Here is a 20,752-nt window from a genome sequence, read left to right on the forward strand (position 1 = left end):
GTGGGTGCACACCAGTCATAATTTATGGCACATCTGAACGATTGCCAAATTCAGGCGCTTAAGGGCAGTCAATCGCGGTCACGTGAACAGCGTTGCCAACCAGAGCACATTCCCGCAAAATGGCCTACTCAGCAAGCGCCCTGGCGCAATATTCGCTTCGCGGTTGGCGGATCTTTCCAGGTCCGTGGCCGACGTGATGTTGTGGCGTTGAGACGTCGTGAGTGGACGTGCGGTGTACCGCGTGACCTGACTGACGAGCGATGGGCGGAGGTCGGTCCGTTTCCCTGCAGGCGTGGAAGGCTCGACATCCGTCGGTGTCGGGACATCAGGGCCAGTAGTAGTAGCTGCGGGAGATGTGAATGCAACCTTCTACCGGAACGGACCGGCTGCAGCGGGAGTACCTGCCGCACGCTCTGCCGCCGAAGCCCGCGACGTCTACTACTTCTCGTTGTGACGCGACGACGGCGCCGAACAGGCCACTCATGACTGCAGCGCTGCCAGGTGAGGAGAAAGCCGGTCGGGTGGAGGATCCCACCCGCGGTGGTGATGGACAACCAGTGGATCCGGCTGGCCCCCACGTCCCGCCTGTCACGACCAGCAAGGACGCCGGGAAGAAGCTCCCCGGCGGCATCATCCTCACCGACCAGCTCACCGCGGCCGAGACAGAACTGGCCGCACCCGCCCATCACCCGCAAGACACTGCTCAACCTCAACGGCACACCGACCCGCCGCCGGCACCCGCTGACGCAACCATCGTCAGTTCCCCGTCTAGCAGATCTAGTTCGCCGATCTGAGCGGCGCGGTCAGGTCCTCCTCAACGGCGACCAGCTCGGCAATCTTGGCGGCAATGTCTTCCATCGAATCATCTGCAGTGTTCAACCCATTTCGGGAGGCAAGCAAGGGGCTAACTTTCCGGAGGTCGTCGTAGGTTGTCTCGTGCACAACAGGAATCAGCAGGTCACGTGCAAGGAGTTCCGAGAGCTCCTTGTCCGAGACACCCCGGCGGTCGACGCGTTTCAGTAACGCAGGCGTGACCAGAACGAGACCCGTACGCGACCTAGCCAGCCCTCTGTCGATTTCCCGCAGGAACGGTTGGCCGAGCACAATGTCCTTCTCGCTGAACCAGACCGACACACCCTCTGCTACCAGCAGGTTGTTCAACTCCGCAGCAGCACCACGCCGATCATCCCACGCGTGGCAGAGGAAGACATCGCAGAGGCCTGGCTCCTGACGCGCGCGCAACTCGACGGTGCGGCGAACGGGAGTAAGCGCTCGCACCTCCGCAGGCGTGTAAGTCAGGGAGGACGTGCTCGGCGACCAACGCGGCCGGGTTCTGCCGCTGATAGACCCGCCCCCACTACTCGCGCCGCCCCCGCTCCGGCTCTGGGGCGTGTAATCCGGCTGCGGGTAGTAGGGCCGGGGCGGTGAGTATCCAGAGCGTCGGCTACTGCACGCAGGGCACGCCGCGGCCGCGGCGCTGCTTCGATGGCCCCGGACCGGGGCCGTACATGAACTCATAACCACGATGGTAGATCCTCACCGAACCCGAACCTGGGCTATCCACCATCACCCCGCCACCCGCGAAGACCAGGCGAGCAGCATCGCCAATCCATAGCCATGCCCACAACGGGGACGCAGCCTCCCGAACCAGCCTGTCAGAGCGCCACGATCGCCGCTGTCTCCGCCGGCAGCTCGATCCGGTCCCGCATCACCGTGACCCCCTCGCCCGTAGCCAGCAGCACCCGCCGCGCCACACCCGGCAGGCTGACCCCCTGCCCCCGCCCAGCGAAGTTGGCGACAACCAGCGTCTCCCCCCGCCGCATCAGCAGGAACTGGTCCCCGTGCTGCACAGAAACCGCATTCAACCGAGGATCCGACAGATCCGCCACCGACCGCCGCAACCCGATCAACCGCTGGTAGAACGCCAACATCTCCCGATGCTCAGGCTTGTCCAGCTCGGCCCAGTCCAACCGCGACCGTACGAACGTCTCCGGGTCCTGCGGATCGGGCACGTCCCCCTCGGCCCACCCGTGCGAAGCAAACTCCCGCCGCCGCCCCAGAGCCACGGCGGTAGCCAGCTCCGGCTCCGGGTGCGAGGTGAAGAACTGCCAAGGCGTGGAGGCAGCCCACTCCTCCCCCATGAACAGCATCGGAGTGAAGGGCGCCGTCATCAGTAACGTGGCGCCGACCCGCAGCAGCGAAGGCGACACAGAAGCCGAGATCCGATCCCCGGTAGCCCGGTTCCCGATCTGGTCGTGGTTCTGCAAGTAGGCCACCAGCCGATGCCCAGGCACCCGCGAATCCAGCGGCCGCCCATGGTGCCGGTTGCGGAAGCTCGACCAGGTCCCCGCGTGGAAGAACCCGCCGGTCAGCACGTCCGACAGCGTTTCGAGGGACCCGAAGTCCCCGTAGTACCCCTGCCGCTCGCCGGTAAGGAGAGTGTGCAGCGCGTGGTGGGCGTCGTCGTTCCACTGGGCGTGCAGCCCGAACCCACCCGCCTCCCGAGGTGTGATGAGCCGTGGGTCGTTGAGGTCCGATTCGGCGATCAACGACAACGGCCGACCCAGGTGCGTCGACAGCGACTCCACCGAAACGGCCAGCTCTTCGAGCAGAGGAACAGCCCGCGAGTCCGGCAGCGCGTGCACCGCGTCCAGGCGCAGGCCGTCGACGTGGTAGTCGCGCAGCCACATGAGCACGCTGTCGATGATGTAGCGGCGTACCTCGTCGGAGTGCGGGCCGTCCAGGTTGACCGAGCGGCCCCAGGTGTTGCTCTGCTCGGCGAGGTAGGGCCCGAACCGCGGCGCGTAGGCCCCGGAGGGCCCGAAATGGTTGTAGACGACGTCGAGGATCACCCCCAATCCGCGAGCGTGGGCGGCGTCGACGAACCGTTTCAGGCCGTCGGGGCCGCCGTAGGGCTCGTGCGGGGCATACCAGCAGACGCCGTCGTACCCCCAGTTGTGTTCGCCGTTGAAGGCGTTGACCGGGAGCAGTTCGATCAGGTCGACACCGAGGTTCACCAGGTGGTCGAGGCGGTCGATGGCCGCGTCGAAGGTGCCCTCCGGGGTGAAGGTGCCGATGTGCAGCTCGTAGAGGATGCTGCCGGGCAGTTGCCGGCCGGTCCACGCGCTGTCGGACCACGCGAAGGCGGCGTGGTCGTAGCGTCGGCTGGGCCCGTGCACCCCAGCAGGTTGCCACGGTGATCGGGGGTCGGGCAGGGGCGTTTCGTCGTCGTTCAGCAGAAAGGAGTAGTCGAGGCCGGCGTCGGGCACCTCGACCGTCCACCAGCCGTCGGCGGCGGCGCGCATCTCGTGGTCGGCGTCTCCCGCCAGGCGCAGCCGCACCCGCGTCGCGTCCGGTGCCCACACGGTGAATTCGGTCATGAAGCAGCCTCCACGGAAGCGGTGGGAGGAGCCAGCAGTGCGACGGGATAGTCGGCCAGCAGTTCGGCCACGGAGGTCTCCCCGCCACTGTAGACCCGGCCGGTGAACAGGTCCTTCACCTCGTTAACGGGAAGCGACAGAGCTGTGTCACACCAGCCGCCGACGCGCGACAGACCCAGCGGCAGGCGGGTCGCCACGGTGATCGCGCCGCCCCGGTCGAACGCCACCGCGTGCCGGCCCGCCGGCCCCTGCGCCGGCACCGGCCGGTAGCCGGTGAACAGCTCCGGGTGCGCCCGCCGCAGCCGCAGCGTCCGCGACACCACGAGCAGCTTCGCCGCGCCGTCGGTGTCGACCGGGGGACGCCAGCCGCCGTCGAGCCGCGCCAGCATCTCCCGGCGTACGTCGAAGTCGACCGGCCGGCGATTGTCCGGGTCGACGAGGGAGTTGTCCCACAGCTCGGTGCCCTGGTAGGTGTCCGGCACGCCGGGCATCGTGAGCTGCACGAGCTTCTGCCCGAGGGAGTTGGACCAGCCGGCGGGGGCGATGGCGGCGGCGAGTTCGGTCAGTTCGTCGTGCAGGCTCGGGTCGTCGTACATCCGGTCGATGACCGCGTGCATGGCCTGCTCGAAGACCGGGTCCGGGTCCGCCCAACTGGTCGAGGCCGCGGCCTCCCGGGCGGCCTTCTCGGCGTACGCGTGCAGCCGCTCCCGCTCGATCGGCCACGCGCCGACGGCGGTCTGCCACAGCAGGTGGGCGAGGGACGGGTCGGGCAGCGGTGCGTACTCCATCCAGGTCGTGACCTGCTCGGCCCAGCGTTGCGGCAGCTCGCTGAGCACGGCGAGGCGGGCGCGGACGTCCTCGCCGCGTTTGGTGTCGTGGGTGGAGACGGTGGTCATGCTGGCCGGCCAGCGGACCTGTTGGGCGGCGGCGAAGCGGTGGAACTCCGCCGGCGGCACCCCGAAGTGGGCCGGGTTGTCGCCGACCTCGTTCAGCGCGACGAACCGACTCCACCGGTAGAACGCGGTGTCCTCCACGCCCTTGGCCATCACCGCGCCGGTGAGCTGCGGGAACCGCTTCGCCAGCTCGTCGGCGGGGTCGCGCAGCCGGCGGGTGACCGCGTCCAGGACGCCGGTCAGGTCGGGCCGGCGGCGCCCGGCCTCGGAGCGGGCGGCGGCGAGGTGCCGGGCGCCGTGCGGCGGGTAACCCCGGTAGACCTCGAACGCGGCGGCCAGCTCGGCGAGCGCCGCGCGGGCCGCCTCGGTGGGCACCTCGGGGACCAACGCGGCGAGGCGGGTCAGCTCGGCGGCGAGCAGCTTCGTGGCGGCGGCCAGCTTCGTGGTGTGGGTCAGGTCCTCCCACGAGGTGTGGTGCCCGGCGAGGCGGGTGTCCAGCACCGTGAAGTCACCCTCGGCGTCGGTGTCGACGAAGAGCCCGCCGACCGCGGCGAGGGCCTCGTAGCCGGTGGTGCCGTCCACCGGCCAGTCCGGCAACTCCTCGCCGTACTCCAGGATCTTCTCCACCACGAGCCAGGCGTCCGGCGCGGCCTGGCGCAACCGGGCCAGGTAGCCGGCCGGGTCGCGCAGCCCGTCCGGGTGGTCGACGCGGATGCCGTCGACCTCCCCGGCGGCGGCCCAGCGCAGGATCAGCTCGTGGGTGGCGGCGAACACCGCCGGGTCCTCCACGCGCAGGCCGGCCAGGCCCGTGATGGCGAAGAACCGGCGGTACGTCAGCTCGGCGTCCCCGCGCCGCCAGGAGACCAGCTCGTAGTGCTGCCGGTCGTGCACCTCGGTCGCGCTGCCGTCGCCGGTGCCGTCGGCGATCGGGAAGCGGTGCTCGTGGTAGCGCAGCTCGCCGTCGACGACCTTCAGGTCGTCCAGGGCGGCCGGGTCGTCGGCCAGCACCGGCAGCAGCAGCCGGCCCCGGTCCCAGTCGATGTCGAACCAGTCGGCGTACGACGAGTCGCGCCCCCGGCGCAGCACGTCCCACCAGGCTGGGTTGGCCGCGGGGACGGCGACGCCGGCGTGGTTGGGCACGATGTCGACGACCAGGCCGAGCCGCTTCTCCCGCAGCGCCCGCAGCAGCCGCTGCCGGGCGGCCTCACCGCCCAGCTCCGGGTTGACCGCGCGGTGGTCGACCACGTCGTAGCCGTGCGCCGAACCGGGCGTCGCGGCCAGCAGGGGTGCGGTGTAGAGGTGGCTGACACCGAGGTCGGCGAGGTAGTCGACGATGCCGGCGGTGGCGTCCAGGTCGAAGCCGGGACGGACCTGGATGCGGTAGGTGGCCTCGGGAGGGGTGGCCGGCATGTCAGATCATCCTCTCCAACACGACGAGGGAGCGGTCCGGCACCCGGATGGTGCCCCCCGCGCTGATCACCGTGGCGTCGTCGGGCTCGGGTTCGGCCGTGCTGATCACCCGTTCCCACTTCTGGCCGTACTCGCTGCCGGGCATCGTGAAGTCCAGCGGCGCGTCGTGGGCGTTGAAGCAGAGCAGGAACGAGGCGTCGTGGTGGCGCTGGCCGTACTGGCCGCGCTCGCGGATGCCCTCACCGTTGACGAACAGCGCCACCGAGCGGCCGAAGTCGTTGCCCCAGTCCTCGCCGGTCATCTCCCGCCCGTCGGGGGTGTGCCAGGCCAGATCGGGCAGCGGCTCGTCGCTGCCGCGCCCACCCACCGGCAGGCCGGTGAAGAACCGGCGGCGGCGGAACACCTGGTGCCGCTTGCGGAACTCGGTGAGCGTACGGACGAAGTCCAACAGCTGTTCGTCGACGTTGTCCCAGTCGATCCAGGCCAGCTCGCTGTCCTGGCAGTAGGCGTTGTTGTTGCCGTGCTGGGTGCGGCCCAGCTCGTCGCCGTGGCCGATCATCGGCACGCCCTGCGAGAGCATCAGGGTGGCCAGGAAGTTGCGCCGCTGCTTGGCCCGCAGGGCGAGCACCGCGTCGTCGTCGGTGTCACCCTCGACGCCGCAGTTCCACGACCGGTTGTGGCTCTCGCCGTCCCGGTTGTCCTCGCCGTTGGCCTCGTTGTGCTTGTCGTTGTACGACACCAGGTCGGTGAGCGTGAACCCGTCGTGGACGGTGACGAAGTTGATGCTGTGGAACGGGCGGCGGCCGTCGTCCTGGTAGAGGTCGGCGGAGCCGGAGATCCGGGACGCGAACTCGGCGAGGGTGGCCGGCTCACCACGCCAGAAGTCCCGCACGGTGTCGCGGTACTTGCCGTTCCACTCGGTCCACAGCGGCGGGAAGTTGCCCACCTGGTAGCCGCCGGGGCCGACATCCCACGGTTCGGCGATCAGCTTGACCTGACTGACCACCGGGTCCTGCTGCACCACCTCGAAGAACGTGGACAGGCGGTCGACCTCGTAGAACTCGCGGGCCAGGGTGGCGGCCAGGTCGAACCGGAAACCGTCGACGTGCATCTCGGTCACCCAGTACCGCAGCGAATCCATGATCAGTTGCAGCGAGTGCGGGCTGCGGACGTTGAGACTGTTGCCGGTGCCCGTGTAGTCGACGAAGTAGCGCCGGTCCTCCTCGCTGAGCCGGTAGTAGCTGGGCGCGTCCACGCCCTTGAAGCTCAACGTCGGCCCGAGGTGGTTGCCCTCGGCGGTGTGGTTGTAGACCACGTCGAGGATGACCTCGATGCCCGCCGCGTGCAGCGCCTTGACCATGCCCCGGAACTCCTGCACCTGCTGCCCGAGGTGGCCCAGCGCCGAGTAGCCGTGGTGCGGGGCGAAGAAACCGATCGTGTTGTAACCCCAGTAGTTGCGCAGCCCCAGGTCGACGAGACGGTGGTCGTGCACGAACTCGTGCACCGGCATCAGCTCGATCGCCGTCACCCCGAGCCGGGTCAGGTGCTCGATCATCGGCGGGGAGGCGATGCCCGCGTACGTGCCGCGCAGTTCCTCCGGGATGTCCGGGTGGCGCATGGTCAGCCCGCGCACGTGCGCCTCGTAGATCACCGAGTGGTGGTACGGCGTACGCGGCGGCTTGTCGTTGCCCCAGTCGAAGTACGGGTTGACCACCACCGACTTCGGCATGAACCGCGCCGAGTCGGTCTCGTTCATCCGCTCCGGGTCGGCCATGTCGTAGTCGTACACCGCCGGGTCCCACGTCACGTCACCGTCGATGGCCTTGGCGTACGGGTCGAGCAGCAGCTTGTGCGGGTTGCAGCGCAGCCCGTTCGCCGGGTCGTACGGGCCGTGCACCCGGTAGCCGTAGCGCTGCCCCGGCTCGATGCCCGGCAGGTACGCGTGCCAGACGTAGGCGTCCACCTCGCGCAGCTCGACGCGGCGCTCGGCGCCGGTGTCCCACTTGTCGAAGAGGCACAGCTCGATCCGCTCGGCCACCTCGGAGAAGATGGCGAAGTTGGTGCCCATCCCGTCGTAGGTGGCGCCCAGGGGATACCGCTCGCCCGGCCAGACCTGCATGTCGCTCCTTCAGACCATGGTCATGCGCGCACCGCGCCACGAGCGCGCCGACGACAGGCCGCCCGCACGCACGCCGGTATTGCCCTGGGTCCCGGTGCGCCAATCCATCCTTTCAGGCGATGACCGAAATCCACCTGTCTGATGCGCGCTACACCCTCAGGTGTCCTCCGTCACCATGGACGCTTTCAAGGTGCGTTCCGGGGCTCGATGCCTTTTGCTTGTGGGGGGACACGCGTCCGCGCGCGACCCCACTCGGCCCTCGGCCACCCTTTCCACCTCTCGCTCCGCCGCCACTGACGCCGGCGCGCACCACCATGCATGGACGGAGATTGATGTGACGACCCTGCGGGTCGATGAGCAGCTCGCTGCCACCAAGGACCGGGCCCACCGGCCCACCCTGACCTCCCGGCCGCAGCTTCCCGCGCAGCCCGGCCCGTCCGCGCAGCCCGGCGCGATCGTGCCCGCGCATTCCGGCCCGGGCGTGCCGCCGCAGACCCGTCGCATCCTCATGCTGTCGTGGGAGTACCCGCCGGTGCTCGTCGGCGGCCTCGGCCGCCACGTCCACGCCCTCTCCGTCGCCCTCGCCGCCGCCGGCCACGACGTCACCGTCGTCACCCGCCACGCCGACGGCGCACCCCTGGAGGAGTACGCCGACGGCGTGCGCATCCTGCGCGCCCCCGAAGACCCCGTCACCTTCCCCCTCGCCACCGGCTCCCTACTCGCCTGGACCATGGCCTTCAACCACACCCTCACCCGCACCGCCCTACGCGCCACCCAGGCCGGCGCCTACGACGTCATCCACGCCCACGACTGGCTCGTCGCCCACACGGCGATGACGTTGCGCGACCACCTGGACATCCCCCTCGTGAGCACCATCCACGCCACCGAGGCGGGCCGGCACCAGGGCTGGCTGCCCGAGGAGATGAACCGCACCATCCACGGCGTCGAGCAGTGGCTCAGCAGCGAGTCCGGTCGGGTGATCGTCTGCTCCGGCTACATGCGCGACGAGGTGGGCGCGCTGTTCGGCGTACCGGCCGAGCGCGTCGACGTGGTCGCCAACGGCGTCGAGTCGCACCGCTGGAAGGTGCCGGCGCGGGATGTGGCCGCGGCGCGGGCCCGGTTCGCCGGGGACGGCCCACTGGTCACCTTCGCCGGCCGGCTCGTCTACGAAAAGGGCGTGCAGCACCTGATCGCCGCGCTCCCCCGGCTGCGTGAGCGGCACCCGGGGCTGCGCGCGGTGATCGCCGGCGACGGCCCGTACCGCGCCGAGTTGGAGGCCGAGGTGCACCGCCGTGGCCTGGGCGGCATGGTCACCATGCCGGGCTTCCTGGGTGGCAACGACCTGCCGGCGCTGATGGCGGCGTCCGACTGCTTCGCGGTGCCGAGCATCTACGAGCCGTTCGGCATGGTGGCCCTGGAGGGCGCCGCCGCCGGAGCGCCCCTGGCCGTCGCCGCCACCGGGGGTCTCGCGGAGATCGTGGAGCCGGGAGCGACCGGGATGACGTTCCGCCCGCACGACCCGGACGGGCTCGGCGACGCCGTCGACGTGCTGCTGTCCGACCGCGAGCGGGCCCGTGCCATGGCCCGCCGCGCCCGCCGGATGGTCCACGACCAGTACGGCTGGTCGGCGATCGCCCAGCGCACCGCCGCCAGCTACGCCGCCGCCATCGCCAACGACGCCACGTTCACGGCCTCGCGCGCCGAGCAGCGGATGTCCCAGGGCCGGGCGCTCCCGGCGCTGCCCGAGGGCAACCTGCTCGCCGCCGCCGGCCTGCGCTGAGGCTGCCCTGATCGACTCGGTTTTCTTGACGTCGGGGTGTCCCTGTGCCGGGGACACCCCGACGTCCGAAAGCCCGAGTCCATCAAGTCGCGCGGGCCGTGTCTCGCTCCTCGGCGCCGGTCGGTCGGGCCTGCCAGAATGTGCGGATGTCTCGTCCTGTTGACGCCCTCGATTCCGCCTTCCCGGTCGCCGCCTCCATCGCGCTGGACCTGATCCGGCGCCCCGAGGTGTCCGCGCGGTGGTCGAACCCGAGCGCCCTGCCGCACCTGTCCGTGGGCGCCCTGGCGTGCCACCTCGGGCGGCAGGCCGTACGGGCGGCGGAGCTGCTGCCGGCAGCCGCCGACCTGCCCACACTCGAGTCGGCCGACAGCCACTACGAGCGGGCCGCCTGGGTCACCGAGGGCACTCCGGCCGCCGACGCGGTCGCCGCGGGCTCGGACGAGGCCGACGCGCTCCGCGGCCCGGCGGACCTGCACGCCCGCTCCGGCGAGGCGCTGGCGAAGGTCAGCGACCTGCTGTCGCGGGGCGCCGCCCTCGACGTCGTGCCGATCCCGTGGCAGGGCTGGTCCCTGCGCCGCGCCGACTTCCTGCTCACGCGCCAACTGGAGATCGTCGTACACTCCGACGACCTCGCGGTCAGCGTCGGCGTGCCCACGCCGGAGTTCCCGGCGGAGGTCTTCGACCCCGTACGCGACCTGCTGGTCCGCCTGGCCGTCCGCCGGCACGGCCAGGCGGCGCTGATCGGCGCGCTGAGCCGCAGCGAGCGAGCCCGGGACATCTCCGCCTTCTGAGCCCAACGTCCGACGCGCCCCACACGCTGCGCCGCCCGGGCCCGGTCTCCCCGGCCCTCTGGGTCCCTTGTTCTCGTCCTGTAGACCTGCCCCAGAAATGGGGCGGCCGCCGGAAGCCAGAAGCGCGGATCAGCGTCACCGAAGCTCGGATGAGCGTCACGGAGAAGCCCAGGGGCCGGGACCGCCCTTCAACGACTCCAGTTCGCCGAGGTTGGCCGCGACCGCCCCTTGATCGACTCCAGTTCGCCGAGATTGTGGTGTCCCGACGCCGTGGATACCGCGATATCGGCGGACTGGAGTCGATCATCGGTGAGTCCAGCCCGACCAACCCGCCAAGCCATCCGTCGGCGTGGCAGGCCGGAAATCTGGGCGCTTGAAACCCACCCCACCACGCCCCACCCCACCACGCCCACGCCCCACCACGCCCCACCCCACCACGCCCACGCCCCACCACGCCTCGCCCCACCAGGCCACGCCCGGCCCGGCCACGCCTCGCCACGCCCGCCCCACCACGCCACGCCCGGCCCGGCCACGCCTCACCAGCCCCGCCCCACCACGCCCGGCCCCACCACGCCCCGCCACGCCCCGCCACGCCCCGCCACGCCACGCCCAGCCCGGCCACGCCTCACCAGCCCCGCCCCATATGTGGGGCAGCTCGACAGGGGCCGAACCAGGGACTTGGTACCGGTAGGAGGGCCACCGGCCGGGGCAGACCGGCCGGCCCCGCCAAGCCGGAAGCGCCCAAGGCGCCAAGCCCCGAGGCCCGGCGGAAGCCCCACGGACCGCCACGCGAGAGGGCGGGCGGATACGCGCAGGCCGCCGGCCCGGATCGGGTCGGCGGCCTGCGGGTGGTGCGAAAGAGCGGAGGTCAGCGCTCGGCGAAGGGGAGGTAGTCCCGCTCGGCGGCGCCGACGTAGACCTGCCGCGGACGGCCGATCTTGGTCTCCGGGTCGTTGATCATCTCGCGCCACTGGGCGATCCAGCCGGGCAGCCGGCCGAGCGCGAACAGCACCGTGAACATCTTCGTGGGGAAGCCCATGGCCTTGTAGATCAGGCCGGTGTAGAAGTCCACGTTCGGGTAGAGCCGGCGGGAGACGAAGAAGTCGTCGGCGAGCGCGATCTCCTCCAGCTCCATGGCGATGTCCAGCAGCGGGTCGGGCTTTGCCATCCGGCCCAGCACATCCTGCGCGGCCTTCTTGACGATCGCCGCCCGCGGGTCGTAGTTCTTGTAGACCCGGTGGCCGAAGCCCATCAGCTTGACGCCGTCCTGCTTGTCCTTGACCTTGCGGACGAAGGTCCGGACGTCGTCGCCGCCAGCGTGGATCTGCTGGAGCATCTCCAGCACGGCCTGGTTGGCGCCCCCGTGCAGCGGACCGAACAGCGCGTTGACACCGGCGGAGACCGAGGCGAACAGGTTGGCGTTGCTGGAGCCGACCAGCCGGACGGTCGAGGTGGAGCAGTTCTGCTCGTGGTCGGCGTGCAGGACGAAGAGCATGTCCAGCACCTTCGACATCACCGGGTCGACCTCGTACGGCTCCGCCGGCACGCCGAACGTCATCCGCAGCAGGTTGTCCACGTACCCCAGGGAGTTGTCCGGGTAGAGCAGCGGCTGCCCGATGGACTTCTTGTACGCGTACGAGGCGATGGTGGGGACCTTCGCCATGAGCCGGACCGTGGAGATCTCCACGTGCTCGGAGTCGAACGGGTCCAGGCTGTCCTGGTAGAAGGTCGACAGGGCGCTCACCGCCGACGACAGCACCGCCATCGGGTGCGCATCGCGGGGGAAGCCGTCGAAGAAGCGGCGCATCTCCTCGTGCAGCAGCGAGTGCCGCCGGATCCACTCGGTGAACTCGGTCAGCTGCTGCTCGGTCGGCAGCTCACCGTAGATGAGCAGGTACGAGACCTCCAGGAAGGAGGACTTCTCGGCCAGCTGCTCGATCGGGTACCCGCGGTAACGCAGGATCCCCGCGTCGCCGTCGATGTAGGTGATCGCGGATGAGGCAGCTGCGGTGTTGACGAAACCGGGATCGTACGTCGTCATCCCGGCTTCCTTCAGCAGCTTGCTCACCCCGATGCCAGCGGGGCCCTCGACCGCGGCATGTACCGGCATCGACAGCTGCCCACCGGGGTGATCGAGCTTGACTTCCGTCATGTGGTTCCTCGCTTCGCCGGCAGATCTACGTTGAATTGCCTTCGCTTCTACCGTAATTGCGGCTCGGGGGACACTGCCCGCCGTGGTTCGGCGGTGAGGTATGCGTCACCCGATTCCCGACTGGGCCGCCGGGAAACCCACCTCCCACCAACCGGAACAGGAGGTCAGAACAACGTGAGGCGTCGTAGCGTACCGTCCGCGGCGACCTGGTAGACGTCGAGCTGGTTCGTGCCGGCGCGGAACAGCCGGTCGTCGGTGAGCAGCGCGGCGAAGCGGCGGCCCCCCGGGTCGGTCGGCACCACCGGGACCACCGCGCCGATCCGGCCGTTGACGGCGATGGCCAGCAGCGTGCCGTCCGGTATCGCATCCGGCACGTCACCCCAGACCAGCGCCGGTAGGGTGCCGGTGTCCGGGTCGGTGGCCTGGAAGGCGGCCAGGTCGGCGACCTGGGCGCTGCCGCCGGTCGGGCCGGCGCGGACCTCGGTGCCCACCAGGGGGTGCGGTGTCGGCAGCGGCGGCGCGGTGGGTACCCCGCCGGGGAAGGTGACCACCTGCCCGGGTGTGTCGTAGAAGTGTTTCGTGGCGTCGGCACGGGGGGCCTGCCGGGCGGAGCGACCGTCGACGTGCCAGGGCAGGCGGATGCCGGCTTCGTCGGCGACGGTGGGCAGCAGGTCGACGTGTTCCCAGTTGCGGTCGTCCACCCGGCCGGTCTGCTGCCCGGGTTCCTTGACGAACATGGGCACCCACGCGACCTCGCCGGCAGCGGCCTTGATGGCGTCCATGCCCCGGCCCTGCGCGCCTGGATGGAAGCTCACCCCGTGGTCGGCGGTGACGACGACGAGGGCCTGGTCGTAGAGGCCGCTGGCGCGCAGCGTCCGCAGGGTCTCCCCGATCAGCCGGTCGGTGTAGCCGAGCTGGGCGAGGTGACGTTGGCGGGCCAGCTCGACCCAGCCCGCGCCGTCGTTCGGCAGGTCCTCCGGGGCGTCGTAACGGGCGCCGGACGGCAGGTACGCCCACGGGGAGTGCGGCATCAGCAGGTGCAGGAAGTGCAGGGCGGGTCGGGGCTGCGGCATCAGCCCGGCCAGGAAGCTGGTGAACCGGGCCGGCTGGTTGTCGTCGAGGCTGTCCCAGCGGAACTTCGGATCGGCCGGAACCGGCTCGGCGGCGTCCAGGCCGGCCTCGGCCCGGGTCTGCTCCCGGTAGGAGTCCTCCGGGTCGACACGGGTGTTCGTCGGCCCGGCGACCTGGCCGAGCAGCTTGCCGGTCTCCCGGACCAGCACACCGAGGCCCTGTTCGGGAGCGACGGGCTGCTCGCACCGGCTGGGTGGGCAGAGCCGGGTGATGCTCTCCTGGGCCTGGATGTCGTACAGGCCGCCGAAGGCGGTGAACAGGTTGTCCGGGTACTGCGAGTAGTGCGGCGCGACCGCCCGCGCCGGGTAGCGGCCGGTGAGCATCGCCGGCAGCGCGTTCGGCGTCCAGCCGCTGACCCCGGTGGCGTTGCGGTACCAGGTCGAGCCTTCGGCCAGCTCGGCGAAGTGCGGGAACCGCGCCGCGTCGATCCGGCCGTCGCCGCCAAGGAGGCTGACCAGCGGCAGCTCGTCGAGGATCAGCATGACCACCGGCGGGTGCACGGCCGCGCCCTGCGCGGTGCCGACCGCGCCGCCGTCGCCGCGCGGCAGCACGACCGCCGAGGTGGGCGAGACGAACAGGAACAGCGCCACGAAGGCCACCGGCCCGGCGGCGGCCAGTCGCAGCGCCAGGCCCGGCGACCGCCACCGCCGGTGCCCGGCCGCGCCGCCCAGACCGGCCAGACCGGCAAGCACCAGCAGGGGTACGCCCCGAAGCGGCGTCGTGTGCCGGCCCACCTGCACGGCGAGGGCGGCGAGCAGCAGCCCGACCAGCGTCGTGTGGGTGAGCGCGCGGGCGGTGCGGCCGGCCAGTCGGCTCAGTGCGCCGAGCAGCGCAACGGGCACGGTGGGCGCGAGGGCCACCAGGGCGACCAGCAGCAGGATCTGGTTGGGGCCGGCGCGGTGGAAGAGGAAGAAGTCGGGGCTGCGGCCGAGCACGTCCAGCAGCGGCTGGGTGACGACCAGGCCGACCAGCGCCACGATCTCCAGCAGCCGGGCCAGCTCGCCTCGCCAGCCCCGGTCCCAGCGCCCGGGCGTCGGCGGGTCGGCGACGGGTCCCGGCTGGTCGGCGACTGCCGGTTCAGCCACTCATCACCGCCCGGTACAGCGTGCGGGTGCCCGAGGGCAGTTCCAGTCGATCGGTGATCCGGCCCCGGGTCGTGAGGAGCCGTTCGAAGGTGTCGCGCCGGTAGTCCGGGAAGAGTCCGTCGGGCTTGTTGGCCAGCAGCCGGGCGGCCATCGGGTCGTCCGGGTGGACGAACTCCACCACCACGGCGCCGCCGGGTGCGCTCAGCCCGGCAAGCCAGTCGACGACCTCCGGCAGCGGCACGTTGCGGCCGATCACGAGGTGGTGTACCAGAGCCAGGGCGAGCACGACGTCCGCCGACGCCCGTTGTGCGAAGCCGGCGCGCTCGACGCCGCGCCAGCCGCCACCCGGGGAAGGGTCGGCCAGGTCGACGACCAGCGGCAAAATCCGTTGCTGGCCCTCGGAGCGCAGCGCCCGGTACAGCTCGTCCACCACGGCCGGGTCCTGCTCGACGGCGACCACGTAGTCGGCGTGTCCGGCGGCCAGTCGGGCGTACCGGCCGTCGTTGGCGCCCAGGTCGAGCACCAGGCGCGGGCGGGCGGCGGCGGCCACCGCGGTGACCACGAACTGCTCCTTGGCGACCCGGTCGCGCGCCGAGTAGCCGCAGGTGCGCTGGTAGTCCGACCAGTGGCTGCCCGACGGGCGGTGCTCCAGCCGGCGGACGAGCTTGTCGATGCCGCGTACGGTGGCCACCTGCAGGTCCCGGGAGTAGCCGGCGGCGCGCAGTTGGGCCTTCACGTCGCTGGTGCTGGCGGCGGCGTTGCGTTGCTGCATGGCGCCGTGCAGGTGCAGGTGGGTCAGGACGCCGGGGCGCAGCCGGCGGGTTCCGCCGAAGAGGGGGCGCAGCTGGTCGGCCTCGATGCCGTCGACCTGGGCGCGCAGCCAGGGTTGGAAGTTCACGCCCAGGTGAGCGGTGAGCAGCAGCGGGTAGAGCACGGTCTGGCAGAACTGCCGGTAGCCGGCCCACGGTTCCCCGTCGCGGACCGGCTCGAAGGAGCCGATGTCGATGAAGACCGGCTTCGCGCCGCGCCACTGCAGGTTGTAGGCGGAGCCGTCCTTGGTGGTGAAGCCGTTGGCCAGGGCGGTACGCAGGATCTCCAGGTGCAGCAGGGCGGCGTCGCGCAGCATGCCGAAGGACCACTCGTACGGGTGGGAGACGAACGGGATGCGCTCGTGGCGCAGCACCGCCGCCCACGGGGTGCCGGCCGTGGCGGGCACCAGCGTCGGCGGGGCGTCCTCGGTGGCGCAGACCTTGCCGGCCGAGACGAGCGTGGGGAAGAACGGGCTGGCCGCGAGGGTCCGCCAGTGCTCGGCGGCCTGCGCGTCGAGCCCGCGCAGCACCTCGTCGCCGACGTGGAACACCCGGTTGGCGGGGTCGCGGAAGGAGGCGGGCTCGGGGCGTACCCCGGTGGGTGAGGTCGTCATCGTCGCGGCGACCACTACCGCTGGTCGGTGGGTTGCCGGCGGAACCGGTCGACCAGGCGTCGCCAGTAGAGCTTGGCGGCGACCGCGGCGCCGGCCACCCCGCCGACGACGGCCTGCACGATCAGGCTGCCGGATCCCGCGTCCAGGTAGGCCAGATGGATCACCGACCGCTCCTTCCCCTCGCCCGTGTCGACAGCGGCGTCCCGGGAATGCAGCGGTGAGGCTTTTAACCCAGAAAGCCGGACTTGTCCATTACCGTACGCTGCTCGTCTGCACCGTCGCGGCCACATCGGAGGACTCCCAGGCTGGCCACAGGAAGCGGCAGTCGTCGGTACGCTGCCGGACTGGCCGGACCCCGTGCGTCGACTATGCGTCAGCTGTGGGATTCGGCAGGCGGACGACGAACACGGTCCGCCCCGGCCGACTGTCGACGGTGACCGTGCCGTGGTGGGCCTCCACCACGGCCGCCACGATCGCCAGGCCGAGGCCGGTGCTGCCGTGCGCCCGCGACCGCGAGCTGTCGCCCCGGGCGAACCGCTCGAACATCTCCGGTCGCAGCTCCTGCGACACCCCCGGCCCGTCGTCGGCGACGGTGAGCACGGCGGTGTCCGCCTCGACGGCCAGCGTGGTGGTGACCGTCGTGCCGGGCGGGGTGTGCACGCGGGCGTTGGCCAGCAGGTTCGCCACCACCTGGTGCAGGCGGGCGGCGTCACCGGGCACCCGGATGACCACCTCGGGCAGGTCGAGCTGCCAGCGGTGCTCGGGGCCGGCCACGTGCGCGTCGCTGACCGCGTCCACCACGAGGGCGGACAGGTCGACCGGATCCACGGCGAGCGGCCGGCCGGTGTCGAGCCGCGCCAGCAGCAGCAGGTCGTCGACGAGACTGGTCATCCGGGTGCTCTCCGACTCGACCCGGCGCAGCGCGTGCGCCACGTCGGCGGGGACCTCGTCGCGGCCGCGCCGGGCCACCTCGGCGTACCCCCGGATCGCCGCGAGGGGGGTGCGCAGCTCGTGGCTGGCGTCGGCGACGAACTGGCGTACCCGGGTCTCGCTGGCCTGCCGCGCGGACAGCGCGTCGGCGACGTGGCCGAGCATCCGGTTGAGCGCCGCGCCGACCTGGCCGACCTCGGTGCGCGGGTCGGTGTCCCCGGCCGGCACCCGGACGGCGAGCGCGACCTCGCCCCGGTCCAGCGGCAGCTCGGTGACCCGGGTGGCGGTGGCGGCCACCCGGTTCAGTGGTCGCAGCGTGGCGCGCACGATCAGCGCCCCGGCCGCGCCGGCGAGGAGCAGCCCGGCGGCGGCAACGCCGGCCTGCGCGGCGACCAGCGCCCAGACGGTGTCCTGCACGCCCGACAAGGGGATCGCCACGGCCAGCACGACCCCGTCGGGGAGACGCCGCGCCACCGCACGGACGTCACCGCCCTCGTCGAGGCCGACGGTGCGCGGCCGACCGTCGGTGGGCAGCGCGACCAGCCGCGCGGCGTCCGCGGCGGGGACGTCGGCGAGGCTGCCGCTCTCGGTGCTCCTCGTCGCCGTGGTGACGCCGTTGGCGAGGCGTACGGCCAGCGAGCCCGGCGGAAAACCGCGCGGAGGCTCCGGCGGGGGCGGGTCGACGCCGCCCGGACGCGAGGCGGGCCGCCCGGGGTCGCCGCCCTGGCGGAACCAGGGCGGCACGTCGGCGCGCGTCCGGTCCCCCATCGTCAACTGAGTGTCGACCTGGCCGACCAGGAAGTGCCGCAGGGCGACCGTGGTGAGCCCGCCGATCGCGACGCTGACCAGGGCGAGCAGTGCCACCAGGGCGAGTACCAGCCGGGCCCGCAGCGATCGGCCGGCCAGCCACCGCCGGGCGGTGCGCAACGGTCGGCGGCGCGGCCGTCCGTCAGTCGGCGGGTTTGAGGACATAGCCCGCGCCGCGCAGCGTGTGGATCATCGGCGGTCGACCGGCGTCGATCTTCTTGCGCAGGTACGAGATGTACAGCTCCACCACGTTGGCCTGGCCGCCGAAGTCGTAGTTCCACACCCGGTCGAGGATCTGCGCCTTGCTGAGCACCCGGCGCGGGTTGCGCATCAGGTAGCGCAACAGCTCGAACTCGGTCGCGGTCAGCGTGATGAGCTGGCCGGCGCGGCGGACCTCGTGGCTGTCCTCGTCGAGGCTGAGGTCGCCGACGGTCAGCATCGCCTCCTGCTGAGCGGCGACCGCGAAGCCGGAGCGGCGCAGCAGCGCGCGCAGCCGGGCGATCACCTCCTCCAGGCTGAACGGCTTGGTCACGTAGTCGTCGCCGCCGACGGTCAGCCCGGCGATGCGCTCCTCGACCGCGTCGCGGGCGGTCAGGAACAGCACCGGCACGGTGGGGGCGTGCTCGCGCAGCCGGCGCAGCACCTGGAAGCCGTCCAGGTCGGGCAGCATCACGTCGAGCACGACGGCGTCCGGCTGGAACTGCCGCGCGGCGCTCAGCGCCGCCATGCCGTTGCCGGCGCTGCGCACCTGCCAACCCTCGTAGCGCAGCGCCATCGACAGCAGGTCGGTCAGTGTCGCCTCGTCGTCGACCACCAGCACCCGGACCGGTCCGCCGTCCGGGCGGCGCAGCTCGATCCGGCCCGGCACGGTCTGCCCCTGGATGACCATGCCCCCCATCGTGGGCGTGTCCGCTGTGTCGCGGCTCTGCCCCACCTGTGTGCCAGCTGTGCGGCCGGGCCGCCGGACCACCGTTCAGCCCTCGCCCGTGCTCACTCGGACACCCCGTACGCGTCGGTCCGCACGAACCGCATGCTCCACCCGCCCAGGCCGTCCGGCTGGTCGCGTTCGTAGAGGTGGTCGGGGCCGGGTTGCGTCGGGCCGGTGCCGTCCGGGTGCCGCATGATCCAACGCCGCGGCGGGGCCCCGTCCGGCCCGGCCGGCACCTCGCGGACCAGTCCGTCCGCGGGACCGCCGACGAAGCGTACGGTGACCTCGCTCATCGCGGTGCCCCCCGGTGACCGTGCCGGCACGCTCGGTGCGCCCAGCTCTGGCTCGCAAGCTACCGCACCCGCCACCGGCCCGCGCCGGTGTACGCCGGGATCGGTCAAGCCCGATCACCGCACGGTTTGCCCAGCTCGGACCCCGGGTACCGCGGTCGGAGGCACCCGCCGTCGGCGGGCGAGGGCGAGGAGTGGTCGATGCGCACGCTGGATGGGCGGTACCAGCTCGAACAGCGTATCGGCGTGGGCGGGATGTCCGAGGTGTGGCGAGCCCACGACCGGGTGCTGGACCGGCCGGTCGCGGTGAAGCTCATCTCGCCCGGCTCGGAGGATCTGCACGACATGGTGGACCGCATCCGCACGGAGGCCCGCTCCGCGGCGCGGCTGGTGCACCCGAACGTCGCGAGCGTGCACGACTTCGGCACCTCCTCGACGCTCCCCGGTCGTCGGGCGCCCTACATCGTGATGGAGCTGGCCGAGGGCGAGACCCTCGCCGCGCACCTGCGGGCTGGTCCACTGGACTGGCGCATCTCGGTACGGGTGTGCGCCGAGGTCGCCGCCGCGCTGTCCGCCGCCCACGCGAGCGGCATCGTCCACCGCGACGTGAAGCCGGCCAATGTCATGCTCACCCCGGTCGGGGTGAAGGTCCTCGACTTCGGCATCGCCACCCCGGCCGGGGTGGCGGACCCGATACCGGACGGCATGGTGTTCGGCACCCCGGCGTACCTGGCGCCCGAGCAGCTCGACGGCACGCCGGCCACCCCGGCGGCCGACATGTACGCCCTCGGCGTGCTGCTGTACTACTGCCTCACCAGTCGGCTGCCCTACCAGGCGAGCAACGCGGCTGAGCTGCTGACCGAGCGTCGGTCCCAACCTCCGGCGCCGCTGCCCGAGATCGATGGGCTGCCGCCGGAGGTGTCCGAGTTGTGCCGCTCCTGCCTGGCCGACGCCCCGGCGGAGCGTCCGACCAGCCTGTTCGCCGCGCTGCTGCTCGCCGAGGCCGTGGACGCCCGGGTGTACGTGCCGATGATGATCCCCACGCCGCGCCGACCCGCGGCGACGTCGCCGTGGACCGAGCGGGCCGCTGCGGAGGCCACCGAGGCGCTGTCGATGGTCGACGGGCCCTGACCGCGGGTGGCCCGGCGTTTCGCCCGCCCCCGGCCGGGTAGCCGGGCGGGTGAGCGACGGGAGGAACGCGATGCCGAGTCCCAGTTCCTGGCTGCATGAGGCCACCGCTACGGCCGAGGGCGGCCACGTACGCACCGACGACGGTGGGCTCTCCACGCCGCTGGCGTCGCCGCTGGCGGCGCACTGCACCGGCCTGAGACCGGAGCAGTTGCTGGCCGCGGCCTTCGCGTCCTGCCTGCACCATGCGGCGGTGGAGGCGGCCGGGGAGATCACGAACGAGGCGCACACGGTCCAGGTACGCGCCGAGGCGAAGCTGGGCCGCGACGACGACGGCCGTTACCGGGCCGACGTGCACGCCTCGATCTCCTCCGCCGGGCTGAGCCGCGCGCAGTTGGCCGATCTGGTCGAGTACGCCGATCGGCTCTGGCCGTTCTCCAGCGGCGACAACACGCGGCACCGACTGACCGTGACTCCGGCGGAGAACGGTCGACACTGATCCCGG

15 protein-coding genes are annotated in these 20,752 nt (G+C 71.7%); 4 read left to right on the forward strand and 11 right to left on the reverse strand.

Annotated features, from left to right (window positions below):
• Nucleotides 1-777: 777 nt before the first annotated feature.
• The 4 genes from OG505_RS11675 to glgX form a co-directional block, all read right to left on the reverse strand.
• Nucleotides 778-1,518 (reverse strand): toll/interleukin-1 receptor domain-containing protein, encoded by a 741-nt coding sequence (locus OG505_RS11675; RefSeq protein ID WP_405433121.1) that lies wholly within the window; start codon nucleotides 1,516-1,518, stop codon nucleotides 778-780.
• Nucleotides 1,519-1,655: 137 nt separating this feature from the next.
• The gene (gene treZ / locus OG505_RS11680; protein WP_405433123.1) at nucleotides 1,656-3,380 is read right to left on the reverse strand and encodes a malto-oligosyltrehalose trehalohydrolase; all 1,725 of its coding nucleotides are present in this window, start codon (nucleotides 3,378-3,380) and stop codon (nucleotides 1,656-1,658) included.
• Complete coding sequence (treY, locus tag OG505_RS11685) at nucleotides 3,377-5,683, reverse strand: malto-oligosyltrehalose synthase (protein WP_405433124.1); 2,307 nt, start codon at nucleotides 5,681-5,683, stop codon at nucleotides 3,377-3,379. Before treY ends, treZ begins: the two co-directional genes overlap by 4 nt.
• 1 nt (nucleotide 5,684) lies before the next feature.
• Nucleotides 5,685-7,802: a glycogen debranching protein GlgX gene (gene glgX / locus OG505_RS11690; protein WP_405433126.1), complete on the reverse strand. Its 2,118-nt coding sequence runs from the start codon at nucleotides 7,800-7,802 to the stop codon at nucleotides 5,685-5,687.
• Between the two features lie 334 nt (nucleotides 7,803-8,136).
• Between glgX and OG505_RS11695 the strand changes: the two genes are divergently transcribed.
• Nucleotides 8,137-9,582, forward strand: a complete 1,446-nt coding sequence (locus OG505_RS11695; RefSeq protein ID WP_405433127.1) for a glycosyltransferase family 4 protein — start codon at nucleotides 8,137-8,139, stop codon at nucleotides 9,580-9,582.
• A gap of 146 nt (nucleotides 9,583-9,728) precedes the next feature.
• Complete coding sequence (locus OG505_RS11700; RefSeq protein ID WP_405433129.1) at nucleotides 9,729-10,373, forward strand: maleylpyruvate isomerase N-terminal domain-containing protein; 645 nt, start codon at nucleotides 9,729-9,731, stop codon at nucleotides 10,371-10,373.
• Between the two features lie 868 nt (nucleotides 10,374-11,241).
• On the opposite strand, the gene OG505_RS11705 is transcribed toward OG505_RS11700, so the two are convergent.
• The 7 genes from OG505_RS11705 to OG505_RS11735 all read right to left on the reverse strand — a co-directional run bounded on the left by OG505_RS11705 (nucleotide 11,242) and on the right by OG505_RS11735 (nucleotide 19,122).
• Nucleotides 11,242-12,525 carry a citrate synthase gene (locus tag OG505_RS11705; protein ID WP_405433131.1) on the reverse strand — a complete coding sequence of 428 codons (1,284 nt, stop codon included), beginning with the start codon at nucleotides 12,523-12,525 and terminating at the stop codon, nucleotides 11,242-11,244.
• A gap of 164 nt (nucleotides 12,526-12,689) precedes the next feature.
• Nucleotides 12,690-14,741 (reverse strand): sulfatase-like hydrolase/transferase, encoded by a 2,052-nt coding sequence (locus tag OG505_RS11710; RefSeq protein ID WP_405433133.1) that lies wholly within the window; start codon nucleotides 14,739-14,741, stop codon nucleotides 12,690-12,692.
• Nucleotides 14,734-16,164, reverse strand: a complete 1,431-nt coding sequence (locus OG505_RS11715) for a class I SAM-dependent methyltransferase (RefSeq protein WP_405433135.1) — start codon at nucleotides 16,162-16,164, stop codon at nucleotides 14,734-14,736. Before OG505_RS11715 ends, OG505_RS11710 begins: the two co-directional genes overlap by 8 nt.
• 14 nt (nucleotides 16,165-16,178) lie before the next feature.
• On the reverse strand, nucleotides 16,179-16,328 hold the full coding sequence (locus OG505_RS11720) for a hypothetical protein (protein ID WP_007459587.1): 150 nt from the start codon (nucleotides 16,326-16,328) through the stop codon (nucleotides 16,179-16,181).
• Between the two features lie 202 nt (nucleotides 16,329-16,530).
• A complete protein-coding gene (locus OG505_RS11725; protein WP_405434473.1) occupies nucleotides 16,531-18,000 on the reverse strand; it encodes a sensor histidine kinase in 1,470 nt (489 codons plus the stop codon).
• Between the two features lie 43 nt (nucleotides 18,001-18,043).
• A complete protein-coding gene (locus OG505_RS11730; RefSeq protein WP_405433136.1) occupies nucleotides 18,044-18,790 on the reverse strand; it encodes a response regulator transcription factor in 747 nt (248 codons plus the stop codon).
• Nucleotides 18,791-18,891: 101 nt separating this feature from the next.
• The gene (locus OG505_RS11735; RefSeq protein WP_393054855.1) at nucleotides 18,892-19,122 is read right to left on the reverse strand and encodes a hypothetical protein; all 231 of its coding nucleotides are present in this window, start codon (nucleotides 19,120-19,122) and stop codon (nucleotides 18,892-18,894) included.
• Between the two features lie 198 nt (nucleotides 19,123-19,320).
• On the opposite strand from OG505_RS11735, the gene OG505_RS11740 reads away from it, so the two are divergent.
• Nucleotides 19,321-20,250, forward strand: a complete 930-nt coding sequence (locus OG505_RS11740) for a serine/threonine-protein kinase (RefSeq protein WP_405433138.1) — start codon at nucleotides 19,321-19,323, stop codon at nucleotides 20,248-20,250.
• Between the two features lie 70 nt (nucleotides 20,251-20,320).
• Nucleotides 20,321-20,746 (forward strand): OsmC family protein, encoded by a 426-nt coding sequence (locus tag OG505_RS11745; RefSeq protein WP_266241740.1) that lies wholly within the window; start codon nucleotides 20,321-20,323, stop codon nucleotides 20,744-20,746.
• Nucleotides 20,747-20,752: the final 6 nt, after the last annotated feature.

It is taken from the genome of Micromonospora sp. NBC_00617 (assembly GCF_045161355.1).
Taxonomy (GTDB): Bacteria; Actinomycetota; Actinomycetes; order Mycobacteriales; family Micromonosporaceae; genus Micromonospora.

Bases quoted from the DNA above. Each gene is read 5' to 3' on its own strand.
- OG505_RS11675 (WP_405433121.1), bottom strand. From the start codon at position 1,518: ATGAGTTCATGTACGGCCCCGGTCCGGGGCCATCGAAGCAGCGCCGCG.
- treZ (WP_405433123.1), bottom strand. From the start codon at position 3,380: ATGACCGAATTCACCGTGTGGGCACCGGACGCGACGCGGGTGCGGCTG.
- treY (WP_405433124.1), bottom strand. From the start codon at position 5,683: ATGCCGGCCACCCCTCCCGAGGCCACCTACCGCATCCAGGTCCGTCCC.
- glgX (WP_405433126.1), bottom strand. From the start codon at position 7,802: ATGCAGGTCTGGCCGGGCGAGCGGTATCCCCTGGGCGCCACCTACGAC.
- OG505_RS11700 (WP_405433129.1), top strand. From the start codon at position 9,729: ATGTCTCGTCCTGTTGACGCCCTCGATTCCGCCTTCCCGGTCGCCGCC.
- OG505_RS11705 (WP_405433131.1), bottom strand. From the start codon at position 12,525: ATGACGGAAGTCAAGCTCGATCACCCCGGTGGGCAGCTGTCGATGCCG.
- OG505_RS11715 (WP_405433135.1), bottom strand. From the start codon at position 16,164: ATGACGACCTCACCCACCGGGGTACGCCCCGAGCCCGCCTCCTTCCGC.
- OG505_RS11730 (WP_405433136.1), bottom strand. From the start codon at position 18,790: ATGGTCATCCAGGGGCAGACCGTGCCGGGCCGGATCGAGCTGCGCCGC.
- OG505_RS11735 (WP_393054855.1), bottom strand. From the start codon at position 19,122: ATGAGCGAGGTCACCGTACGCTTCGTCGGCGGTCCCGCGGACGGACTG.
- OG505_RS11740 (WP_405433138.1), top strand. From the start codon at position 19,321: ATGCGCACGCTGGATGGGCGGTACCAGCTCGAACAGCGTATCGGCGTG.
- OG505_RS11745 (WP_266241740.1), top strand. From the start codon at position 20,321: ATGCCGAGTCCCAGTTCCTGGCTGCATGAGGCCACCGCTACGGCCGAG.